The organism is Pseudomonas sp. B8(2017), from assembly GCF_002113575.1.
Lineage (GTDB): Bacteria > Pseudomonadota > Gammaproteobacteria > Pseudomonadales > Pseudomonadaceae > Aquipseudomonas > Aquipseudomonas putida_Z.
In genome coordinates, this window is sequence record NZ_NEIO01000018.1 from 79651 (window position 1) to 97843 (window position 18193).

Annotated in this window: 18 protein-coding genes; 2 read left to right on the top strand and 16 right to left on the bottom strand. The window is 62.6% G+C overall.

The annotated features are described in order from the left end of the window. Window positions 1–244: 244 nt before the first annotated feature. The 12 genes from CAG22_RS21475 to pstS all read right to left on the bottom strand — a co-directional run bounded on the left by CAG22_RS21475 (window position 245) and on the right by pstS (window position 11995). The gene (locus CAG22_RS21475; RefSeq protein WP_085588073.1) at window positions 245–1429 is read right to left on the bottom strand and encodes a porin; all 1185 of its coding nucleotides are present in this window, start codon (window positions 1427–1429) and stop codon (window positions 245–247) included. Between the two features lie 200 nt (window positions 1430–1629). Continuing rightward, on the bottom strand, window positions 1630–2184 hold the full coding sequence (locus CAG22_RS21480) for a helix-turn-helix domain-containing protein (protein WP_025339569.1): 555 nt from the start codon (window positions 2182–2184) through the stop codon (window positions 1630–1632). Between the two features lie 248 nt (window positions 2185–2432). Then, window positions 2433–3791 carry an aspartate aminotransferase family protein gene (locus tag CAG22_RS21485; RefSeq protein ID WP_085706130.1) on the bottom strand — a complete coding sequence of 453 codons (1359 nt, stop codon included), beginning with the start codon at window positions 3789–3791 and terminating at the stop codon, window positions 2433–2435. A gap of 69 nt (window positions 3792–3860) precedes the next feature. Next, window positions 3861–4634: a gamma-glutamyl-gamma-aminobutyrate hydrolase family protein gene (locus CAG22_RS21490; RefSeq protein ID WP_085706131.1), complete on the bottom strand. Its 774-nt coding sequence runs from the start codon at window positions 4632–4634 to the stop codon at window positions 3861–3863. Between the two features lie 84 nt (window positions 4635–4718). Then, a complete protein-coding gene (locus CAG22_RS21495; RefSeq protein WP_061550788.1) occupies window positions 4719–6065 on the bottom strand; it encodes a glutamine synthetase family protein in 1347 nt (448 codons plus the stop codon). A gap of 27 nt (window positions 6066–6092) precedes the next feature. Beyond that, window positions 6093–6647: a helix-turn-helix domain-containing protein gene (locus tag CAG22_RS21500; protein ID WP_013972148.1), complete on the bottom strand. Its 555-nt coding sequence runs from the start codon at window positions 6645–6647 to the stop codon at window positions 6093–6095. A gap of 157 nt (window positions 6648–6804) precedes the next feature. Next, on the bottom strand, window positions 6805–7404 hold the full coding sequence (locus CAG22_RS21505; protein WP_085706132.1) for a hypothetical protein: 600 nt from the start codon (window positions 7402–7404) through the stop codon (window positions 6805–6807). After that, a complete protein-coding gene (locus tag CAG22_RS21510; RefSeq protein WP_085706133.1) occupies window positions 7404–8102 on the bottom strand; it encodes a hypothetical protein in 699 nt (232 codons plus the stop codon). The genes CAG22_RS21505 and CAG22_RS21510 overlap by 1 nt, the downstream gene beginning before the upstream one ends. Window positions 8103–8195: 93 nt before the next feature. Further along, window positions 8196–8957 carry a phosphate ABC transporter ATP-binding protein PstB gene (gene pstB, locus CAG22_RS21515; protein ID WP_218191947.1) on the bottom strand — a complete coding sequence of 254 codons (762 nt, stop codon included), beginning with the start codon at window positions 8955–8957 and terminating at the stop codon, window positions 8196–8198. Between the two features lie 75 nt (window positions 8958–9032). After that, entirely contained in the window at window positions 9033–9926 is an 894-nt protein-coding gene (pstA, locus tag CAG22_RS21520; RefSeq protein WP_024086822.1) for a phosphate ABC transporter permease PstA, read from the bottom strand. Next, entirely contained in the window at window positions 9926–10891 is a 966-nt protein-coding gene (gene pstC, locus CAG22_RS21525; protein WP_023661148.1) for a phosphate ABC transporter permease subunit PstC, read from the bottom strand. Before pstC ends, pstA begins: the two co-directional genes overlap by 1 nt. Window positions 10892–10963: 72 nt before the next feature. After that, on the bottom strand, window positions 10964–11995 hold the full coding sequence (pstS, locus tag CAG22_RS21530; RefSeq protein ID WP_085706135.1) for a phosphate ABC transporter substrate-binding protein PstS: 1032 nt from the start codon (window positions 11993–11995) through the stop codon (window positions 10964–10966). 289 nt (window positions 11996–12284) lie between these two features. Between pstS and CAG22_RS21535 the strand changes: the two genes are divergently transcribed. Continuing rightward, window positions 12285–12662: a termination factor Rho gene (locus tag CAG22_RS21535; protein ID WP_075045548.1), complete on the top strand. Its 378-nt coding sequence runs from the start codon at window positions 12285–12287 to the stop codon at window positions 12660–12662. 289 nt (window positions 12663–12951) lie between these two features. Here the strand turns inward: CAG22_RS21535 and CAG22_RS21545 are convergent, their stop codons facing one another. From CAG22_RS21545 to CAG22_RS21560, 4 genes are all read right to left on the bottom strand, one after another. After that, the gene (locus CAG22_RS21545; protein ID WP_085588058.1) at window positions 12952–13185 is read right to left on the bottom strand and encodes a hypothetical protein; all 234 of its coding nucleotides are present in this window, start codon (window positions 13183–13185) and stop codon (window positions 12952–12954) included. 108 nt (window positions 13186–13293) lie between these two features. Further along, complete coding sequence (locus tag CAG22_RS21550) at window positions 13294–14079, bottom strand: 2-keto-4-pentenoate hydratase (RefSeq protein ID WP_085706136.1); 786 nt, start codon at window positions 14077–14079, stop codon at window positions 13294–13296. Between the two features lie 306 nt (window positions 14080–14385). Continuing rightward, the gene (locus CAG22_RS21555; RefSeq protein WP_085706137.1) at window positions 14386–15729 is read right to left on the bottom strand and encodes an MFS transporter; all 1344 of its coding nucleotides are present in this window, start codon (window positions 15727–15729) and stop codon (window positions 14386–14388) included. 45 nt (window positions 15730–15774) lie between these two features. Then, on the bottom strand, window positions 15775–16917 hold the full coding sequence (locus CAG22_RS21560) for an iron-containing alcohol dehydrogenase (protein WP_085706138.1): 1143 nt from the start codon (window positions 16915–16917) through the stop codon (window positions 15775–15777). A 143-nt stretch (window positions 16918–17060) separates the two neighbouring features. Here CAG22_RS21560 and CAG22_RS21565 point away from each other — a divergent pair, with 143 nt between their 5' ends. Further along, complete coding sequence (locus CAG22_RS21565; RefSeq protein WP_085706139.1) at window positions 17061–17999, top strand: LysR family transcriptional regulator; 939 nt, start codon at window positions 17061–17063, stop codon at window positions 17997–17999. Window positions 18000–18193 lie beyond the last annotated feature (194 nt).

Sequence of the window (18193 nt, forward strand, 5' to 3'; positions counted from 1 at the left end):
CCGGCGCGGGGTGGCTGAGTGATGAGTGTACGAAGGCGGTCATCGAGGACGAATGCTACTTGGGTAGCGGGTGGGCGGTTCGATGGGTGTAAAAAACCACCATCTGGGGCCGCCTTGCGGCCCATCGCCGGCAAGCCAGCTCCCACAGGTACTGCGCATGACTTGAAGTCGATGCGGTCGAGGTGGGAGCTGGCTTGTCGTGGCGACGAACCGCGTCGATGGGCTGCACAGCAGCCCCGGGAATTTACCAGGTCAACACCGCCCCCACCGCAAAGGTATCGGTGTCTTCGTTCTGGTCACTGGTTTCATGGCCGTCGATGGAAAACTGGTTGTACTCGGCAACCAGCTTGAGGTTGTCGTTGACGTCATGGAACAGCGCCACGCCACGGGTCTCGTAATCCGCACCACTGCCCACCGCGCCGTTGCCATCGTCCTTGGTCTTGCCATAGGACAGCGCCACCCGGTTCTTGCCGACCTTGTAGGAGCCCTGCAGCAGGTAGCCATCGCTGTCGACATTGCGCAAGGTCGGTTCGCCAGCGTTGTTGGTGAAGAACGGGTTGATGCCCTTGGCCTGGAACCCCGAGCCGGTCAGCGACAGCCCTCCCATCTTCGCCTGCACACCGTAGCCGACGCCTTTGGAGGTGACCGACTGCACCGCCGGGTCGGTGTTGTCGGAGGTCTGGTAGCTGCCGTTGACCCAGCTGTAGATCTGCGCCCCACCCAGGTCGAACTGGTAGGTGATCTCGCTTTCGGTACGCGGGTTTTCCTGGTAGGCCTTGCCGGTCGGGCTGCTGTCGTTGGTGTCCACCGGGTCCATGATGCCCACCGCCACCCGCAGGCCGTCCATCACTGGCGTGCGGTAGGTGATCTGCGACGTGGGGAACGGGTACGGGTAGCCGCTACCGATGTTGCCGAACGATACCCCGCCGCCGTCCACCAGCCCCAGGGTGTCACTCACCTGGCCATAACCGGCCAGCAGTTCGTCGAGCAGGATATTGGAACGGGCGAACAGCCCGAAGTCCTTGCCGATCAGCACCTCGCCCCACTCGGGGTTGGCCACGGTGCCGTAGAACTGGCGCACGTCGATGGCGGTGTCGGTGCCGTTGGTTTCGCTGTCGTTGATGGTCACCCAGAACGAGGCTCGCGCGCCGAGCTTCAGGTCATCCACCTGCTTGCCCATGTTGAAGCCCAGGTAGTTGGGCAGAAAGCCCATCTTCACCCGTGACTGGCGGCGATCGAACTGCTCGCCCTGCCGGTCGACATCGCTGTTGACGTAGAAGGCGTTGATATAGCCGTCGGTGGAAAACGTCGTCTGGTCCTTGTCGTACAGCATGATCTCGGCCCGGGCGAGGCTGCTCAGGCAAAGGGTCGAGAGGCTGACGGTAACAGCCGCCAGCAAGCGTGGGGACAGTTTCTTATTGTTGTACATGGCGCGCTCCGAAACGGGGACGGGATGTCGGAGGCGATTATCAGAAGCTGGCAAACAGCCAGAAACGCTGCCTTGGAGGGGGCTGCCAGGTGCTTTGGGCCAGCGCGCGGGGCGTGATGATTCCGGCCCAGGACCGGGTTACGCCCAGAGGCAAGACTTCTGGCGTAACCCGTAGTAGGCGTCGGGCCTACTACCGCCCTTCAGCTGAACACCCAGAGCACGCGGGTGGGCTTGTCGGTGAGGTTGGCGTAACGAAAACTTGCATGGGGTTGCAGCTGAAAACTGTCACTGGCGCGCAGCGTTACCGGCTCGCCGCCATCCAGCCATACGGTCAGTTCGCCTTCGAGCACGAAGCAGCCCTGCTCCGAGCTGTCGTCCAGGTACTCCTCCCCACTGCTGGCCCCAGGCTCCAGGTGGCTGTCGAGCATGGAGAACGCGCCCGTTATCGTGGGGGATGCCAGCACATCGGTGATGCCACCGGCCAGGTGAAGAGTACGACGCTCGTGAGGGCGGGTGACCCACTCGAGTTCGCGCGGCTGGTCCAGCTTGTAGAAATAGGCCGTGGAGACGCCGAGCTCTTCGCTGATAGCGGTGAGGTCGGCCACGGTTGGGCGGGATACGCCCCGTTCGACCTGGGACAGAAAGCCCACCGAACGGCCGATGCGCTGCGCCAGTTCGCCCAGTGTCAGGCCCTTGAACTTGCGCAGGTCGCGAATCAGTACGGCCAGGCCTTCGATCTCTTCGTGCACTTTCATGGTTGAATCGCGACTTTCGGATGGGAAAAATTGATGCCCTGAAAAGTACATGATTCATTTCACAAAGCAAGATGCTTCATGGCGATCTTGGGGCTGCTTTGCAGCCCTTCGCGGGCACGCCCGCTCCCACAGGGATCGCGCTTCTCCTGAGCCCAGCGCCAGACCTGTGGGAGCGGGCGTGCCCGCGAAGGGTCGCAAAGCGGCCCCAAACTATTCAACTGACTGGCACCAGTCCCAGGGCTCTTCCCTTACCGAACAGCCTCGTACGTCAAGTCCAGGCACTTGCGGGCCTTCTCCACCAGTTCGTCGATCTCCTCGATGCTGATCACCAGCGGCGGCGCGATGATCATGGTGTCGCCCACGGCACGCATGATCAGGCCGTTGTCGAAGCAGTGCTGGCGACAGATCATGCCGACACCTTTGCCTTCATAGCGCGCACGGGTGGCCTTGTCCTTCACCAGCTCGATCGCGCCGAGCATGCCCAGGCCGCGTACCTCGCCTACCAGCGGGTGGTCGGCCAGCTCGCGCAGGCGCTGTTGCAAGTATGGAGCGGTCTTGTCGTGCACCTGCTCGATGATCTTTTCATCACGCAGTATCCGCAGGTTCTCCAGGCCCACCGCAGCCGCCACCGGGTGGCCGGAATAAGTGAAGCCGTGGTTGAAGTCGCCGCCTTCGCTGATGACTTTGGCCACTTCATCTCGCACGATCACGCCGCCCATGGGGATATAGCCGGAGGTAAGGCCCTTGGCGATGGTCATCAGGTCGGGCTTGAGGTCGTAGTAGTCGCTACCGAACCACTCGCCTGTACGGCCGAAGCCGCAGATCACTTCGTCAGCGACGAAGAGGATGTCGTACCTGGCCAGAATCTCCTTCACCTTCGGCCAGTAGGTCTGCGGTGGAATGATCACCCCGCCAGCGCCCTGGATCGGTTCGGCGATGAAGGCGGCAACGTTGTCCACGCCAACTTCGAGGATCTTCTTCTCCAGCTGTTCGGCCGCCCACACGCCGAAGTCGGCCTCGGTCATGTCGCCGCCTTCGCCATACCAGTACGGCTGCGGGATATGCACGATATCCGGGATCAGCCCGCCCTGCTGGTGCATGCCGCTCATGCCGCCCAGGCCCGCGCCGGCCACGGTGGAGCCGTGGTAACCGTTGATGCGGCCGATGATGACCTTCTTGCTCTTCTGGCCCTTGAGCGCCCAGTAATGGCGGACCATGCGCAGCACGGTGTCGTTGCCTTCGGAGCCGGAGCCGGTGAAGAACACATGGGTCATGCCTTGCGGGGCCACATCGGCGATCGCCTTGGCCAGTTCCAGCGCCGGCGGGTGCGCGGTCTGGAAGAACAGGTTGTAGTACGGCAGCTGTTTCATCTGCTGGCTGGCGACGTCGGCCAGCTCATCGCGCCCATAGCCCACCGCCACGCACCACAGCCCCGCCATGCCATCGAGAATCTTGTGGCCTTCGCTGTCCCAGAGGTACACACCCTTGGCCGAGGTGATGATGCGCGGGCCTTTCTCGGCCAGTTGCCGAACATCGCTGAACGGGGCCAGGTGGTGGTCGCGGCTCATGGCTTGCCAGGCGAGGGTCTGGGAATTCTGCTCACTCATTGACTTCACTCCATCAAGTTGCGCAGCCGTGCCACGCAGGTACTTTTTTGTAATTGGGAAAGATCGCTGTCAGGCGGACTTCAACAGCATCTGGCGCAATACCGAGCGATGCCGGCAGGCCTTGCCAAAGGACTGGAAGATGGTCAGGTAATGCGGGTTGTCCATGACCTGGTACTCGGGGTGCCATTGCACGGCCAGGGCAAAACCTTTGCTGTTCTCGACCGAAATCGCTTCCACCAGACCATCGGGTGCCAGCGCCTCCACCCTCAGCCCGGGGGCCAGTACATCAATGCCCTGGCCGTGGATGGAATTGACATCGATGACCGCCGGCAAGCCCATGCGGTCGAGCATGCCGCCGGGTTCTATATGCAGGGCGTGACGCGGGCCATATTGCTTTTCGATGGGCTCACCCTTGCTTTCGCGGTGGTCCATGAACATGCCGGTCTCATGCACCTTCTGGTGCAGGGTGCCGCCCAGTGCCACGTTCATTTCCTGGAAGCCACGGCAGATGCCGAGCACCGGCACACCGGCGGCGATGGCCGCACGCATCAGCGGCAAGGTGGTGGCATCACGCAGCGAGTCGTGATGGGTGCCCGCTGCACTGGCCGGGCCGTTGTAGTGCAACGGTTCGATGTTGGACGGCGAACCGGTGAAGATCAGCCCATCCACCACGTCGAGAATATCGGCGCTGTCCATCAGGTCTGCGAGGCTGGGTATCACGATGGGCAGCCCGCACGCTGCCTTGGCCGCCGCGCGCGCGTACTTCTCGCTGATGGTCTGGGTTGCATGCAGCTCGATCATGCTGGTGCATGCGGTAATGCCGATAACGGGCACACGTGGCATATCTTCCTCCGGCAAATCCATATTGCGTGTTGTATTGAAACGGTAGAAAGGCAGGGCGCAGCGGCGCTGCCCCAACCCCGGCACCTACAGGAACCAGCGGTATTCGCGGGCATCGATGTGGCGCATGAAGTCCAGTTGCTCCTGGTATTTGTTTTCGCAGTAGACCATCACGAATTCACTGCCCAGGCCCTCGTTCACCTCCGGGTGGTGACGCATGGCCGCCAGGGCACTGAAGGCATCCTTGGGGAACTCGATGCCGCTCTGGCGGTTGTCGTTCAGCGGGGCAATGGGCTCGACGCCACGTTCCAGGCCATGCTCCATCCCGGTCAGGATGGCCGCCAGCACCAGGTACGGGTTGGCATCGGCACCGGCGAGGCGGTGTTCGATGCGCAGGTTGCGCGGGTCGGACTCGGGGATGCGAATACACGCATCGCGATCTTCGAAACCCCAGCTGGCCTTGCTCGCCGCGTTGACCATGGCGCCGTAACGGCGGTAGGCATTGTGGTTGGGGGCGAAGATCGGCATGCAGTGGGGCAGCAGCTCCAGGCACCCTGCCACCGCATGGCGCAGCTTGCGCTGGTCATCGCCGGCCAGGATGTTGTTGCCGGCGTTGTCGTACAGGCTGACATGCACATGCATGCCGCTGCCCGGCGCGTCGAGGTACGGCTTGCTCATGAAGCTGGCTCGGTAGCCGTGCTTCATCGCGATCCCGCGGGTGCTGCGGCAGAACAGCGCCGACCAGTCCGCAGCGCTCATCGCATCGTCGCTGTGCGAGAAATTGATCTCGAACTGGCCTGGGCCCAGCTCCGCGGTGATGACGTTCGCCGGCACGCCCTGCTCGTTGGCGCCATCGACCATCTCGTGCAGCACCGGTGCGAAGCGCGACAGCCGCTCGATGTGCATGTTCGGCTGGTCGTCGTGGTCGTCGGTCGCCTTGTCGCGTGGGTACTGTGGCAGGCCGTTATCGAGCTTGCGGTCGAACAGGTAGAACTCCAGCTCGAAGGCCACCACCGGGCGAATGCCGCGCCTGGCCAGGCGCTGGATCACCCGGGCCAGCACTTCACGGGGCTCGAACTCGATGGGCTTGGCAGTGCCGTCGGAGGTGATGAGCATCTGCGCGATCGGTTCCTTTTCCCAGCGCACCGGCTTGAGGGTACCCGGCACCAGGCGGCGGGCGGCATCCGGGTCGCCGTCGGCGAAGCAGTAGTCACCGATCGGGTAGAGGCCACCCTGGGTGCCCAGCAGCACGCAGTTCTGCGGCAACTTCAGCGGCGCGCCGGCTGCGACTTTTTCCAGCATGTCCATGGGGTAGCGCTTGCCGTAGAAGTGCCCGGGAATATCCAGCGCAATCAGGTCGACATAACGTATTTCTGGGTGCTGCGCTCGGAACGAGCGCACTTCAGTCAGCAGATCCGGAAAGACGACACTCATCTTCTTGTCCTTGTGAGGTGAACGAATTCAGTTGAAGACCCAGAGCACGCGGGTGGTTTTTTCCGTCAGGTTGGCGTAACGGAACTGCGCGTGGGGGTGCAGCTGGAAGCAGTCGTTGGCCTGCAGGGTCACGGCGTCGCCGTGGTCCAGCCAGACCGTGAGTTCGCCTTCGAGCACGAAACAGCCCTGCTCGGAACGGTCAGTCAGGTACAGCTCGCCACTGCTGGCGCCTGGCTCGAGATGGCTGTCGAGCATGGAGAACGCGCCGCCGATGGTGGGCGAAGCCAGCACATCGGTAATGCCCGACTCGAGGTACAGCGTGCGCCGCTCGTGGGGGCGCGTGACCCAGCTGACGCTGCGCGGCTTGCTCAGGTTGTAGAAGTACGCGGTGGATACGCCGAGCGCTTCACTGATGGCGGTGAGGTCGGCCACGGTAGGGCGCGAAACACCGCGCTCGACCTGGGACAGGAAGCCGACCGAGCGGTTGATGCGCTCGGCCAGTTCGCCCAGGGTCAGGTTCTTGAATTTGCGCAGGTCGTGAATAAGGATCGCGAGGGCTTCAACCTCTTCGTGCATCTTCATCGTTTGAGACTGCCGTGAAATTTTTAGAGTTATTTTTCATGAAAAATTACATGAAAAATTTCACGAGTCAAGCCGAAGCTGAAAGTGGGAAGCCGCGAATGGAGGTGGGGGGCAACAAGTAGCGAAGAGGCGTAACCAGAAAAGTACCTTGAAGCCCTCAGGAAGCGAGGGCCTGCGAACGCTGCCGTACCGGCATTTCATAGCGGTGCGGTTGCTGCCAGGCCAGCTGTGCCTGGACATCGACTGCCGCATCCATCACTTTCTGCGCCCAGTTCTCATCCTTGGGGCACACCACCACCACGCGAAAACCGTGGTCGACGCCTTCCAACCGCACGCCCTCGGAATCATCGACATGCAGGTCGATATCGAAGGCCGACGGCAACTTCGAGGGCGCATTCTCAAGCCCGTTCACGGCCAGGATATGCTGGTGCCGGTCACTGTTGACCACGCCATCGACGCGGATACCGTAGAGCATCAACCAACGGCGGATGTAGGACGGCGTGCGCCCCGACGAGGTGTAGATCCAGATGCTGCAACCCTGGCGGCGCAGGTCACGGATCAGCGAGCGCGTGCCACTGCGCAGGGGTTCACCCAACCAGCGGTGGACGAACGCCGGCAGCTTGCTGTGCTCGGCGGCGGCGTGGTCGGCCTGGCAGGCGAGCGTGTCGTCGATATCGAACGAAATGCGTACCTGCGGGCGATTGAACGTACGCTCGATGGCTTGCCGCCCGCGCTGGAACAGAGAAGCGCTTTGCATCAGCGGCACCTCTCGCGCGCAGGCATGGATGTGCCGCCGAGGAAGAACTTGCCGGGCTCGGGCGCGTGCGCTTCAAGGAAAGCTGCATACTTTTTCTTGATCTTGGGTAGTTCGTACAAAGCCTTGACCCCATGCTTGGCGGAGTTGCGTATGACCGAGGACGGGTTGAAGTAACCCTCGGCGTTGTCCAGCGACAGCACGAATGGTGGTAGCCCCGCGCGCATCAGCAAGTAGCTGACAATGAGCGACCCTGTGCGGTTGTTGCCTTCGATGAACAGCTGCGGCTTGCTCAGAATTCGAACGTAGACACCCGCCGCGCGCTTCCAGATCGAGTCGCTGCCATACGAGCAATACCAGTTGTAGAGGTCCTTGATGCCGCCCTCCACATTATTGAAAAAGTGCGCCTCGGTCGCCGCCAGGTGCGGGGCAAATTCCAGCCTGCGTGCCGGGTCGCTGCCGCACAGCACGGTGGCATTGATCTCCAGCATCAGGTTCAGCTGCTGCAGGTCGAAAAGGTCGACACCCCGGGCGACATAGTCGTCAATCAGGGCATAGCCTTCAACCACATTCAGCAGCACCTCGTCGGTGAATGGATCCCGCGGTTCGGTGAAATGCTGGCTGAGTTCGGCAAAGCGGGCCTGCACCTCACGCAGTGCGCGCTCTACCGCTGGCAGATCAAGACGACGCGTCGCTGACATTGGAAATCCCTGGTAACACTTGGCGGAAGGTAATGCGGCCGGGTGTTGCAGCCTTCCTGGCTGCAACACCCGGCCACCTTGGCAGGTACGGCCTCAGCTGAACTTGCCGCTGATGTAGTCGGCGGTCAGCTGCTCACGCGGGTTCTGGAAAACCTGCGTGGTCGGGCCCATTTCGACCAGGTAGCCGGTACGGGTGCCCTTGGAGATATCGACCGAGAAGAACGCAGTGGTGTCGGCCACACGAATCGCCTGCTGCATGTTGTGGGTCACCAGGGCGATGGTGTAGTCCTTCTTCAACTCGACCATCAGCTCCTCCACCCGGCGGGTGGCAATCGGGTCGAGTGCCGAGCAGGGTTCGTCCAGCAGCAGCACTTCCGGCTCGGTGGCGATGGCGCGGGCGATGCACAGACGCTGTTGCTGGCCGCCGGACAGGGCCAGGCCGCTGACCTTGAGCTTGTCCTTCACCTCGTCCCACAGCGCGGCACCCTGCAGTGCGTGCTTGACGCGGTCGCCGATGTCGCCCTTGTAGCGGTTCAGGCGCAGGCCGAAGGCGACGTTGTCGAAGATGCTCATCGAGAACGGGTTGGGCTGCTGGAACACCATGCCGATGTAGCGGCGCACCACCACAGGGTCGACGCCCTTGCCGTAGACATCCTGGCCCAGGAAGTGCACATGGCCTTCGAAGCGGAAGCCCTTCACCAGGTCGTTCATGCGGTTGAGGCTACGCAGCACGGTACTCTTGCCGCAGCCGGACGGCCCGATGAAACCGGTGATCTCGTTCTTGCGGATCGGCACATGGCTGTCGCGAACGGCCATGAAATTGCCGTAGAAGATCTTGTCCAGCTTGCAGTCCATGACGATGGGGGCTTCGCTGACCACGGGAGCGGCTTTTGGCGCAGTGGATACGTTCAAGGTCGGATGCTCCCTTTCTCAATACTTGGGCTTGCCGAATACTCGGCTCAGAATGTTGATTACCAGCACGATCATCACCAGTACCAGCGAGGCCGCCCAGGCGAGCTCGAGCTGGTTGTCGAATGGCATGCCGGAGAAGTTGTAGATCAGTACGGCCAGCGAGGCCGTCGGGTTCATGACTGCCAGGTCGCCGTCATGCAGGATCCAGTAGTTGCTGAACAGCGCGGTGAACAGCAGCGGCGCGGTCTCGCCGGCGGCACGGGCCACGGCCAGCATGACGCCGGTCAGGATGGCCGGCAGGCCGGTGGGCAGGACGATTTTCCAGATCACCTGGGCACGGGTGCAGCCCATGCCGTAGGCGGCATCCTTCATGATCTTGGGCACCATCTTCATCGACTCTTCAGCGGTCAGCACGACGATGGGCAGCATCAGTACCGCCAGGGCCACACCACCTGCCGGCGCGGAGTAGGTGCCGGTGGTCATCACCACCAGGGCGTAGGCGAACACGCCGGCCAGGATCGACGGCAGGCCGGTGAGCATCTTGGCGGCAAAGCGCGCGGCGTTGGCCAGCTTGCTGTCCGGGCCGAGTTCGGCCAGGAACACCGCGGCCAGGATACCGACCGGTACGGCGATGGCTGCAGCAATGCCGACCATGACGAAAGTACCGGCCATGGCGTTGCCAAAGCCCCCGCCCATCTCGAAGCCGGTGGGCGGCAGCTCGGTGAACACCTCCAGGTTGAGGCGTGCGCCGCCGCGGGTGATCAGCATGTACAGCACGGAAATCAGCGGCACGCTGGCCACCAGCGCCGCGAACCATGCCAGCGTGGTCAATACCAAGCTGCGCAGGGAACGGCCTTCCAGCTTGCGCTGCAGGCTGGGCAACGCGTTTGCAGGGGTGGTGAGGTTGGTCATCATTTGTTACCCCGCTGGGCGTAGAGCATGATCATCGAGCCGAGTACGTTCACCGCCAGGGTGATGAACATCAGTACCAGTGCCGCGTACATCAGCACCTCGATCTCGTTCGGGCCGGCCTCCGGGAAGTTCAGGGCCAGCAAGGCCGCCAGCGTGTTGGCCGGGGCGAACAGGGACAGGGAAATGTTGTTGGCATTGCCCACCAGCATGGCCAGCGCCATGGTTTCACCCAGCGCACGGCCCAGGCCGAGCACCAGCGAACCGAAGATGCCGGTGGCTGCCGATGGCACCATCACCTTGAGGATGGCCTCCCAGTGCGTGGCGCCCAGGCCGTAGGCGGCCTGCTTGGTCTTCATCGGCACGCTGGTCAGGGCGTCCTGCGAAACGGCGGCGATGGTCGGCAGAATCATGATCGCCAGTACCAGCGCGGCAGGCAGCAGCCCTGGGCCGCTCAGGGAAGTACCGAAAAAGGGAATCCAGCCCAGCTCGCTGTTCAGCCAGGTGGTCAGCGGGCGGATGGCCGGGATGACCACATAGATCCCCCACAGGCCGTAGACGACGCTGGGGATGGCAGCGAGCAGCTCGACGATGGTGCGGAACACCGCCGCCAGCCGGGCCGGGAGGAAGTCCTGGGTCAGGAAAATGGCCATGCTGACGCCGAAGAAACCGGCGATCAACAGGGCGATCAGGGCGCTGTAAAGCGTGCCCCAGATCGCTGGCAGAATACCGTACTTGCCTTGGTTGACGTCCCAGACACTGCCGAACAGCACGTCAAAGCCGTGCTTCTCGATGCCTGGCAGTGCCTTGCGGCCCACTTCGTAGACCAGCGCGAAGACCAGCGCCAGCACCAGCACCACACCGATGCGTGCAAGCGCACGGAAGGTGCGATCAACCAGGAAGTCTTTCGCAGACGGTGGCTGGCACGCGGAGTCGGGGTTAGCCGGGATGGCAAAAGGAGTGTTCATTGGCAAGTTCCGGGACAGAGGGCAAACACACCCGGCATGGCCGCCAGACCACACCGGGAGCGCCTGGGCGTGTTACTGGATGTTGGCGGACGCTTTGCGTACCTGATCGACAACCGACGCTGGCAGCGGGATGTAGCCCATCGAGTCGGCGATCTTCTGGCCTTCGGTCAGGCTGTATTCGACCATTTCGCGCATGGCCTTGGCCTTGGCCGGGTTACCGTTGTCCTTGCGGAAGATCATCCAGGTGTAGGAGGTGATCGGGTAGGACTTGGCACCGTCCGGGTCAGGCAGCCAGGCCACCAGGTTCTCCGGCATCTTCACCGCAGCCAGCGCCTCGGCACCGCTCTCGGCGTTCGGCACTACGTATTGGCCGGCCTTGTTCTGCAGCTGGGCGAAGTCGACCTTGGCCAGCTTGGCGAAGCCGTATTCGATGTAGCCGATGGCACCTGGGGTCTGGCGGACGGTGGCGGTTACGCCATCGTTCTTCGGCGACTTGATGAACTTGTCGCTGGCCGGCCAGTTGACGGTGTTGCCTTCACCCAGCGCTTGCTTGAAGTCAGCGTTGATGGCCGACAGGTGCTTGGTGAATACCGCAGTGGTGCCGCTGGAGTCGGCACGCACGACCACGGTGATCGGGGTAGCTGGCAGTTTCAGCTCAGGGTTGGCCGCGACGATCTGCGGGTCGTTCCACTGGGTGATCTTGCCGAGGAAGATGTTGGAGTACACATCGCGTGGCAGCTTCAGCCCTTTAGGGTTGCCTGGCAGGTTGTAAGCCAGGACGATTTCACCGGCGGTCATTGGCAGCAACTGCACGCCCTCGCCGACCTTGGCGATTTCTTCGTCTTTCATTGCCGAGTCGCTGGCGGCGAAGTCGACGGTCTTGTTCAGAAAGTCCTGAACACCCGCCCCGCTCCCCTTGGACTGGTAGTCAACGGTGACACCGTCGGTTTCCTTGCTGAAGGCCTTGAACCAGGTCAGGTAGATCGGTGCCGGGAAGCTGGCGCCGGAACCGGTCAGGCGGACGTTCTCTGCGGCAAAGGATGCCGAGGTGGCGCAAAGAGAAACGGCAACGGCGAGTGCAGCAGACTTCATCAGGCGTATCATCGAAAAGCGCTCCGTGTGATGGCCGGCACACTTTGCAGCAGCAATGTTACAGCTTTGTGACCAATGAATGGCAAGCCGCACGGTAGAGCCGCCTGGCGGCGCCATCACGGCAACATCAGTGAGCAGAGCCCTGGACGGGTTCCTGTCTCAACCCTAAGGCCTCGATGTGTCGGTTGAATGACTGTTTCGAGTGGGCAACCGGTTTCCTGACACCGCTGGTCGATTACCGGGCACTCGGGCGTTGCCGCGGCATTCAACCGCTCATGCAAACCAGACGGGAGTGGATGCCATGCCACGCGGCGACAAGGACAAATACACCGACAAGCAGAAGCGCAAGGCCGAACATATCGAGGAAAGCTACGAGCACAAAGGCGTGCCGGAAGACCAGGCCGAAGCGCGCGCCTGGGCCACCGTCAACAAACAGTCCGGGGGTGGCGAGAAGAAAGGGGGCTCGGGCAAGGCCACCTCTTCCAGCGAGAAGAAAACTGCCCGCTCGGACTCGGCCAAACGGGCGGCGAAGTCACGCCAGGGTCATTCCCGCACATCAGGCAGTTCCCTGGAAACACAGAGCAAGCAGAGCCTGATGAAGGAAGCGCGCAGCAAAGACATCAAGGGGCGCTCCACCATGACCAAGGCGCAATTGGTGGAAGCGCTCAAACACGCATGACACAAGCCCCCGGCCCGGCGAATGCAACGCGGTGCATGGCACCGGCTACGCCGGTGTTCGCGGGTGAACCCGCTCCCACATAGACCCGTGCAGGCTTCAATATCCTTGGGTAAGGCCATGGCCTCTACAGGAATGGCGCCAACCCTGGGCCAGGCGCGATTCCTGTGGGAGCGGGCGAGCCCGCGAAGAATGCAACGCGGTGCATGGCACCGGCTACGCCGGTGTTCGCGGGCACGCCCGCTCCCACAGGGACCGCATCGCACTCATGGTCCGCGAAGCTTCAACTGCATCAACCAATCCCGGCGATATCCGCCGCGTCGGCATCCCGGCAACTGTTGCGGGACGCGCATACGAACTCCGCCTCGGCGCGTGTCGGGTAGTTGAAGGTCAGGCGCAGCTTTTCTTGTGTGTCATAAAGGTCATAACCCTCCCCTAACGTCGCGGGAAAGCCAAGACTACGCGGGTAAATTTCTTTCTTGAGCGGCACAGCGGGAACCACAACAAAGCGCGTCTGCATGTTCATCCCCCTCCCGGCAGTCTCTTAGTATTAGTACCACTAAGGGAAAGCATCAAGGTGGCTCATACAAACAATCGCAACGCCGAGTTTACCCGCGAAAAGGCTGGGGCATCGCTACAGCGTAAACACCAGCTCCTGGCCAAGATACCTGGCGCTAACCTCATGCCCTGTTTCGTTAAGGTCGAATGGCTGGCACATGGCCCCTGTAGTCACCACATCGCCTGCCTTCAGGGTCTGGCCACGTTCGGCGGCATGCGCATAAAGGTGGGCCAGCGATGCCAACGGGTCGGTCGCCGCATCGCCAGACAAGCCCCGCGCCCGCAACTGACCGTCTACGTATACCTCGGTGGTTTCGGCCAGGTCAGCCAGCAACGGCACATCGATGCCTGCTGCCAGGCTGTTGCCAATCACCAGCGCTTCAAACCCAACGTTGTCCGCCACGAAGCTTGGCCACCCAACAATCTTGCGATCGACGAAGCGCGAGCGCACCACTTCGAAGGTGACGCAGGTAGCGCGAATATCTTCGCTGGCCGGCACCCGCCCAACCTGGGGTGGAATATCGCGATCCAGCACGAAGGCGACCTCGCATTCGATGGTTACCGGCGTAACGGCCGGCAACCGAATGTGCACACCACCAGCATGACAGCGCCCCGCCTCCAACTGACCAATCAAGGGCCGGGACAAATTGGCCGCCCGCATGGCTGCGGGGCTGCCGACACCCAGCTTCCACCCGGCACGCTGGCCTGCGGCGGCCGCAAACAACTCGTCCTGGCTGTCATAGCCCTGTTTCAACGTCTCGGGTTTGAGGCTGGCGGGCAGTTCCGCCAGCAGCTCACCGCTAAGCCAGTGCTGCAGCAACAATGCCGCGGTACGCTGGGGAATGAAGAGCGAATTGTTCATCAAGACCTCGTGATTGATGGGCGATGGCGGGCAACAGATGCTAGAGCGTGGCATTGATAAGGATAAATATATTGTCATGATGCCTGGCATCACAAACCGTTATGACTCCCTTGTCTCCGACAAGCCAGCGCCCCCAGGTACTGCGCATGACTAATAGCCAACGCGGTCGATGTGGGAGCGGCCTTGTGTCGCGAAACGGCCGCAGAGCGGCCCAGGCGATTTCGCAATGATGCGAAGATCCTGGGGGCGCTTCGCCCCCCTTTCGCGACACAAGGCCGCTCCCACAGGTGTTGCGTATCCTTGCGATTACTGGCCGGTACTCACCGGCTGCTTCAGCAGCAATACGTAGGCCATCGCCGCCACCGCCGCGACCGCCGCACTGATCAGGAACGCCGAAGCAAACGACCCGGTCTGCTGTATGCTAAACCCCGTCACGATCGGTGCCACCGAACCCGCAAGGTAACCGCCGAAGTTCTGGATGGAGCCAAACGAGGCCACGCGCCGGCTATCCACGACGGTGTTGGCAATCATCCAGGCGGTGGAGCTGGCCATGTTCACGCTGAACAACGCGCAGCACAGCAGGGCCACGCTGAGCATGAAGCCGCTGCCGAACGATAGCGGCACGGTGAAGGCCGCCGCCGCGAACAGCGCGCTCACCACTACCCGCTTGCGGCTACCCAGCACGCTGGCGCCGTTCTTCACCAGGCGGTCGCACACCCGGCCGGCGACAATGGTACCCAGGGCGCCGAAAACGTAGGCCAGTGACACCACCCAGGCTGTCTTGTACAAGCTCAGCCCGTGCTCACGCTCGAAGTAGCCCGGCAACCAGGTCAGGTGCAGCCACAGCATGTAGATCACCCCCATGAAGCCCAGCACAGCGCCCCAGGTGCTCTTGTGCCGGAACAACTCGGCCCATGCCGCCAGTTGTGCCTTCATGCTCGGCCTGGCCGTTGCCACCGTCTGCTTCTGTGCCTGAGCCGCCAGCAGGCGTTCACGCTCCTCGGCAGGCAGCTCGGCCAGGTAACGTTCCTTGCTTTTATAGAAGGCGAACCAGCAAGCGGCGACCAGGATGCCGAACACCCCGGTGACTATGAACATGCCTCGCCAGCCCCAGTTGACCATCAGCAGCGTCAGCAACGGCGGCGCAATGCACGGCCCGATGCAGGTCGATGACAGCACGATGCCGGTCGGCGTGCCGCGTTTCTCGGCCTCGAACCACTCCGCCAGCGCCTTGGCCGCCGACGGGAACATCGGCGCCTCGCCGATCCCCAGCACCACCCTCAGCCCGATGAACGCGGAAAAACTGTTGATCAGGCCGGAGGCCGTCTGCGCCACCGACCAGCCCAGCAGTGCAGCCCCCAGCGAAATCTTGCTGCCCAGGCGGTCGATGATCATGCCCAGCGGCAACTGGGAAAAGGCATATGCCAGGGAAAATGCCGACAACAGAATGCCCATCTGTGAGGGCGTGATCACCATGTCCCGCTGGATCGAGGTGTTGGCGATCGACAGCGCGCTGCGGTCGACGTAGTTGATGATGCCAATCACCAGCAGCAGGCTGACGGTGATGACCTGGTACTTCCTGAACGGGTTCGAGCTCGCGATCGCTTCAGGCTCGCGACCAAGCTCGGCTTGCGCATATTTGGTAGTCATGGGCGTTCACTTTTGTTGTTATTGGTTGAACAGCGGATCAGTGAGCTACATGGATGCCTCAAGCAGCCACTGGTAGTCCTCGGCAGACGCTTCACGCGGGTTGGTGCGGTGGCTGTGATCGGCCAGCGCACCCTGGATGATGCGCGGGAACAGCTCCTCGCTGACGCCCAGCTCGCGCAGCCCGGTCGGCAGGCCCAGCGCGCGAGTCATGTGGCGGATGGCGTCTTCGATCTGGCCTTCGTCGGCCAGTCCCATCGCCTGGGCGATGCGTTGCATCTTGTGCTCGTTCACCACCGTCTCGGCCTTGCGGTTGAAGGTGATGACGGCGGGCAGGAAGATCGCGTTGAGGGTGCCGTGGTGCAGCCGTGGGTTGATGCCGCCCAGTGCGTGGCTGAGGCTGTGTACGCAGCCCAGGCCCTTCTGGAATGCCAGGGCGCCTTGCAGCGAGGCGCTCATCATGTTGACGCGGCTATCCAGGTTGCCGGGCTCGCGGGTGGCGGTTTCGATGAAGCGCCAGGCGCGCCACAGCCCGTCCAGGGCAATGCCGTCGGCGGGCGGGTTGAATGCAGGCGCCATGAAGGTTTCCAGGCAGTGGGCAATGCCGTCCATGCCGGTGGCGGCGGTGAGTTGCGCCGGCAGGCCAAGGGTCAGCGCCGGGTCGCAGATGGCAGCCTTGGGCACCACATGGGGCGAGATCACGCCCACCTTGCGCCCGTCATCGAGAATCAGGATGGCGCCCCGCCCTACCTCGCTGCCGGTGCCCGCCGTGGTCGGCACGGCGATTACCGGTGCGGTTGCCGCCGTAATGCGGGCCAAGCCGCCTTCGATCACCGCAAAGCTTTTCAATGGGCCGTCGTGCCTGGCACACACGGCCACACCTTTGGCCAGGTCGATCGCCGAGCCCCCGCCAATGGCGATGATCCCGTCACAGCCACACTCCTGGAACATGGCAACCGCTTCACGCACGGCGTTTTCGTTCGGGTTGGGCGGCGTGCTGTCATAGATCGGCAATTGCGCGCTGCTGTCACTGAAGGTGCTCAAGGCCACATCGACGATACCGGCAGCACGCACGCCACGGTCCGTCACGATCAAAGGCCTGGTTATACCAATGCGCTCGCACTCGGCAGGCAGGCGCGCAATGGCGCCGATATCGAACTGGATCTGGGTGATGTAGTTGATCAGGGACATAGGGCCTTCACAGCCTCCTGGCGCTATTGTTATGGGCGGTTCAGCCGCACTGGATGCGACACCGTGCAGCGCCAGTATAGGAATGCGCGCCTGGCCATGGTATTGAGAACAATCCATATCGGTATAACCCGGACGCATACCAGATGACCCCTTCACTCAACTCGATCATGTCCAGGCTCCACGCCCGCCACCTGCGCCTGCTCATCGAACTGGACGAGCACCGCTCGCTGCTCGGCGCGGCAAGCAGCGTCGGGCTTACCCAGCCCGGAGCGAGCAAGGCGTTGCAGGAAATCGAAACCACCTTCGGCACAGTGCTGTTCAACCGCACCAATCGCGGGCTGGAGCCCACGGCTGCCGGGCACTGCGCCATCCGCTACGCGCGCGTGGTGCAAACGGACATTTCAAACCTGCGGCATGACCTGGATGCCATCCTGCGCGGGGTCGGCGGCCGACTGGCGGTGGGGGCGATCATGGGCGCGGTGCCATTGCTGATGAGGGCGGTGTCGCAGCTGGCGAGCATCCAGCCGCAGATGTCGTTCGAGATCATCGAAGACACCAGCCAGTCGCTTCTGGCACAGATCGAGAGCGGTCGCCTGGACGTCGCCTTGTGCCGCACCAGCGTGAGCAATAGCCCTCAGCTGTTTGCCAGCAGGTTTGTCCAGGACGAGACGCTGGCGGTCATCGCCAATATCGACCACCCGCTCAAGCACGCGCAAAACCTGAACCTTGCAGACCTGGCCGAGAGCCGCTGGATCGTGTACCGGGCCAACATGCCGATGCGGGTACAGCTGGAGCGCGAATTCCACGATGCCGGCCTGCGCTTCCCGCTGCACCTGGTGGAAACCACCTCGATCCTGGCGACCTTGTCGCTGCTGCAGAACCGCCCCGACTTCGTGGCACTGGTATCGATCGACGTGGCCCGGCAATGTGCGATGAACCAACAGGTGCGCATTCTGCCCCTGACCATGGGCTCGGTCAGCGACCCGTACGAGCTGGTCACCCGCAAAGGCAGCCAGGCGACACCGGCCATGGACACGCTCGCCGAACTGCTGCTGCCGGGAGCCGCCCGGACTGCTACCTAGGCAGCTCGCCGGCATTGAGGTGGTGCGCATAAGTGGTCAGCTCGGGCTCGGTCCTTCACTCCATTGACGCATATCAAGCCGCCGGCCCCGGTTCGCGCGACGATGGCTGTCAGCAAGGAACGAATCGAAAACCGCCATGCGCATTGTGCTCAAGGCCATCGCCATCGATCACTGTGCGCGGCTTTGGACAAGGA

Excerpts from the sequence above, each read along its gene's own strand:
- CAG22_RS21475 (WP_085588073.1), bottom strand. The coding sequence starts at position 1,429 with ATGTACAACAATAAGAAACTGTCCCCACGCTTGCTGGCGGCTGTTACC.
- CAG22_RS21480 (WP_025339569.1), bottom strand. The coding sequence starts at position 2,184 with ATGAAAGTGCACGAAGAGATCGAAGGCCTGGCCGTACTGATTCGCGAC.
- CAG22_RS21485 (WP_085706130.1), bottom strand. The coding sequence starts at position 3,791 with ATGAGTGAGCAGAATTCCCAGACCCTCGCCTGGCAAGCCATGAGCCGC.
- CAG22_RS21490 (WP_085706131.1), bottom strand. The coding sequence starts at position 4,634 with ATGCCACGTGTGCCCGTTATCGGCATTACCGCATGCACCAGCATGATC.
- CAG22_RS21495 (WP_061550788.1), bottom strand. The coding sequence starts at position 6,065 with ATGAGTGTCGTCTTTCCGGATCTGCTGACTGAAGTGCGCTCGTTCCGA.
- CAG22_RS21500 (WP_013972148.1), bottom strand. The coding sequence starts at position 6,647 with ATGAAGATGCACGAAGAGGTTGAAGCCCTCGCGATCCTTATTCACGAC.
- CAG22_RS21505 (WP_085706132.1), bottom strand. The coding sequence starts at position 7,404 with ATGCAAAGCGCTTCTCTGTTCCAGCGCGGGCGGCAAGCCATCGAGCGT.
- CAG22_RS21510 (WP_085706133.1), bottom strand. The coding sequence starts at position 8,102 with ATGTCAGCGACGCGTCGTCTTGATCTGCCAGCGGTAGAGCGCGCACTG.
- pstB (WP_218191947.1), bottom strand. The coding sequence starts at position 8,957 with ATGGACTGCAAGCTGGACAAGATCTTCTACGGCAATTTCATGGCCGTT.
- pstA (WP_024086822.1), bottom strand. The coding sequence starts at position 9,926 with ATGACCAACCTCACCACCCCTGCAAACGCGTTGCCCAGCCTGCAGCGC.
- pstC (WP_023661148.1), bottom strand. The coding sequence starts at position 10,891 with ATGAACACTCCTTTTGCCATCCCGGCTAACCCCGACTCCGCGTGCCAG.
- pstS (WP_085706135.1), bottom strand. The coding sequence starts at position 11,995 with ATGATACGCCTGATGAAGTCTGCTGCACTCGCCGTTGCCGTTTCTCTT.
- CAG22_RS21535 (WP_075045548.1), top strand. The coding sequence starts at position 12,285 with ATGCCACGCGGCGACAAGGACAAATACACCGACAAGCAGAAGCGCAAG.
- CAG22_RS21545 (WP_085588058.1), bottom strand. The coding sequence starts at position 13,185 with ATGAACATGCAGACGCGCTTTGTTGTGGTTCCCGCTGTGCCGCTCAAG.
- CAG22_RS21550 (WP_085706136.1), bottom strand. The coding sequence starts at position 14,079 with ATGAACAATTCGCTCTTCATTCCCCAGCGTACCGCGGCATTGTTGCTG.
- CAG22_RS21555 (WP_085706137.1), bottom strand. The coding sequence starts at position 15,729 with ATGACTACCAAATATGCGCAAGCCGAGCTTGGTCGCGAGCCTGAAGCG.
- CAG22_RS21560 (WP_085706138.1), bottom strand. The coding sequence starts at position 16,917 with ATGTCCCTGATCAACTACATCACCCAGATCCAGTTCGATATCGGCGCC.
- CAG22_RS21565 (WP_085706139.1), top strand. The coding sequence starts at position 17,061 with ATGACCCCTTCACTCAACTCGATCATGTCCAGGCTCCACGCCCGCCAC.